This is a genomic window from Microbacterium sp. NPDC080005, assembly GCF_040702445.1.
Taxonomy (GTDB): domain Bacteria; phylum Actinomycetota; class Actinomycetes; order Actinomycetales; family Microbacteriaceae; genus Microbacterium; species Microbacterium oleivorans_D.
Genome location: NZ_JBFBLD010000006.1, coordinates 1 through 3,020 on the forward strand (window position 1 = coordinate 1; position 3,020 = coordinate 3,020).

The 3,020-nt window shown below is 60.1% G+C and carries 2 protein-coding genes; both read right to left on the minus strand.

Going from position 1 to position 3,020, the window contains the following annotated elements:
- Positions 1–441: 441 nt before the first annotated feature.
- Positions 442–1,245, minus strand: coding sequence for an IS21-like element ISPst3 family helper ATPase IstB (istB, locus tag AB0259_RS15400; RefSeq protein WP_011911830.1), 804 nt, complete (start codon positions 1,243–1,245; stop codon positions 442–444).
- Positions 1,238–2,737, minus strand: coding sequence for an IS21-like element ISPst3 family transposase (istA, locus tag AB0259_RS15405; RefSeq protein ID WP_125020941.1), 1,500 nt, complete (start codon positions 2,735–2,737; stop codon positions 1,238–1,240). The genes istB and istA overlap by 8 nt, the downstream gene beginning before the upstream one ends.
- Positions 2,738–3,020: the final 283 nt, after the last annotated feature.

The following is a 3,020-nucleotide window of genomic DNA, read 5'->3' on the forward strand; positions in this document are numbered from 1 at the left end:
TGCCGTTGTCAAACAGGTAGCGATCAATTGTGTGAAGGCCGATCTTTTATACATTAGGAATGTCAATCGCCGACCTAGCCACGCTTGAAGACCGGTTTTGGCCTTTTGTCGGCCAGAGGAGAGCTGATCCATTAAAAGTGCGAATCACCCTTGAGCTTAGAACCTTATATGACATTCCACCTCAGGCAGCAGACTGTCGTTCTTAGGCCACCTCCAGCCGAAAAATAGCGTCTCCACACCTCTACCCTGTTGGCGCTGATGGAAAATTGACCCACCCTGCCGATTGAAATTTGACCCAGGGCGGATTGCTGATTTTGTTACCAGCAACTGTGGATAAGTCTACCAGCGCAGCTGCTGTTGCCCCCACTCCTTCGCTAGCCCAGTTCAGTTGTTTAAGACCTGCCACACGCAGCCATGTAGCAGGCCGTCGTCGCCATGAAATCAGAACGGCTCATCGTCCTCCGGTTCCTGGCCGCCCTTACGCTTTCGCTCCCGTGATTTGATCTTGGCCTGGGCCGCCAAGCTACTGTGTTGCAGGCGATAGGACTCGTTACCGGTTTCGACGATGTGGCAGTGGTGGGTCAGCCGATCCAGCAGGGCGGTGGTCATCTTGGCGTCGCCGAACACGCTCGACCATTCGGCGAAGCTCAGGTTGGTGGTGATCACCACGCTGGTGTGTTCGTACAGCTTGGACAGCAGGTGAAACAGCAACGCACCGCCAGCCTGGCTGAACGGCAGATAACCCAGTTCGTCGAGGATGACCAGATCCATGCGCAGCAGTGCCTGGGCGATCCGCCCGGCTTTGCCGTCGTGTTTTTCGCGCTCCAGCAGATTGACCAGATCGACCGTGGAGTAGAAGCGCACGCGCTTACCGTGCCGGGTGATGCCGGACACGGCCAGCGCGGTGGCTAGGTGGGTTTTACCGGTGCCTGGCCCACCGATCAGCACCACGTTCTGCGCGGTGTCGGTAAAGGCCAGGCTGGCCAGCTCGCTGATCAGGCGTGCGTCGGCGCTAGAGGCGTTGAAATCGAAGCTGGCCAGATCGCGGTGCATCGGCAGCTTGGCCATGTTCATCTGGTGGCTCACCGAGCGCATGGCGCGATCTGTGTGCTCTTGTTCCAGCAGGTGTTCGAGCAGCCACTTGGACGAGGCTGTGTTCGACTCACCCTGTGCAGTTAACTCCGCCCAGGCCGTGGCCATGCCGTGCAGGCGCAGCTCCTTGAGTTCCGCCATCAAATCACGCATGACCGACCTCCTCGGCCTGGCCACGCAGGCGGTCGTAGCGCGCCGTGTTAGCGACGGGGGCTTCCTTGAGCGACAAGTGGGTTTCGACGCTGGGTGGTGGTTCGGTCGCGGCCAGGCGCGCCACGACATTGAGGATGTGTTCGGCGCTCAGGCTGCCGCTTTCCAGTACCAGCTCAACAGCCACCAGCACCGCATCGAGCCCGGCGACCGGTACGGCAGCCAGAACTTGCGCCATGATCCGGTCACCGCCGGCATGACGCCCCAGACCGTGCTTAAGCTGACGCAGCGGCGCCGGCAGATCAGCAAAGGGCGCGCCGTTGCGCAGCGCACCGGGCTTGCGTTCGATCAGCGGGAGGTAGTGCTGCCAGTCATAGCTGACCTGGTCGCGATCCAGCAAGCGGACATGGCTGGCGATCAGCGCGTCGTCAGCCACCACCTCGATTCGCGTCGGATACAAACGGCTGCTGACCCACTTACCCGCGTACTCACACGGCACCGAGTAGCGGTTGCGCCCGACGCTGACCAGGCAGGTGCTGGAGACCCGCGCAGGCCGCTCGACGTAACCGTCGAATGGCGCTGGCACAGGCATCAGTTCAGCGCGCTCCAACTCCAGCACTTCGGCCACACTCAGCCCGCTGTATTGAGGGTGCGTCAGCTCGTTCCAAAGCGCGCGGCAGCGCTGGCCCAGCCAGGCATTGAGTTCCTCGACGGAGTGAAACTGGCAGTCCTGGGCGTCTAGCCAGATACGCCTGCGGCTGTCTTGCACGTTCTTTTCAACGATGCCCTTTTCCCAACCAGCGGCGACGTTGCAGAAGTCCGGATCGAACAGGTAATGCGCGCACATCACCGCAAAGCGCGCATTCACCGCCCGGCCTTTGCCCTTATTGACCTTGTCGACGGCGGTCTTCATGTTGTCGTAGATGCCCCGGCGCGGCACGCCGCCCAAGGAGCCGAACGAGCGTGTATGGGCGTCAAATAACATCTCATGGCCCTGGCTCGGATACGCCACAAGCCAGAACGCACGGCTGGCACACAGCTTCAGATGTGCCACCTGCATACGCCGGTAAATGCCGCCGACCAGCAAGCCTTCCTCGCTCCAGTCAAACTGAAACGCCTCGCCAAGAGCAAAGGTCAGCGGCACAAAGGCCTGCGACGCCTTGCCCTGTCCCCCTCGCCAGGCACGGATAAACGCGGTGAGCTGGCTGTAGCCACCGTCATAACCTTCGGCTTTGATTTGCGCCAACAGCGCCTTGGCACTGCGCTGCTGTTGCTTGGGCCGCAGCGAATCGGCTTTTAGCGCCTGCTCCAGCGTGGCGTGAAAAGGGCTGAGTTTGTTGAAGATCGCGCGGCGTTGGTAGACCGGCGGCTTGGCCTCAGGTGCTCTGACCCACTTGCGAATCGTGTTGCGCGCCAACCCGGTGCGCTTGGCTATCTCATGCAGCGACAGCTTGTCGCGGAAATACATCCGGCGGATTTTGCCCATCATTTCCATACTGATCACCCTGTGTTCTCCTGCTCAAAAATTGAGCAGGAGCAGTTGAACACCTGGGTCAGTTTTCAGTCGGCAGAACAGCCTCTACTGGGTCAGTTTTCGGTCAGCGGCAACAGCTCTCGTTGGTTTTGAACATACATCGATCCTCTCAAATGAGTTCTATAGGACGTAGTGCTATAGGGCGCATTCTGGCTCTATCTTCGACGTCCTCCTTCGTCAGCACAGGGACACCCATGGCCGCGAGGCAGTCCTGGAGGAGCGGGATCTGCCCCTTGAACTCTGC

What these genes read in the sequence shown, in the direction of transcription:
- istB (WP_011911830.1), bottom strand. Translation starts at nt 1,245, where the DNA reads ATGCGTGATTTGATGGCGGAACTCAAGGAGCTGCGCCTGCACGGCATG.
- istA (WP_125020941.1), bottom strand. Translation starts at nt 2,737, where the DNA reads ATGGAAATGATGGGCAAAATCCGCCGGATGTATTTCCGCGACAAGCTG.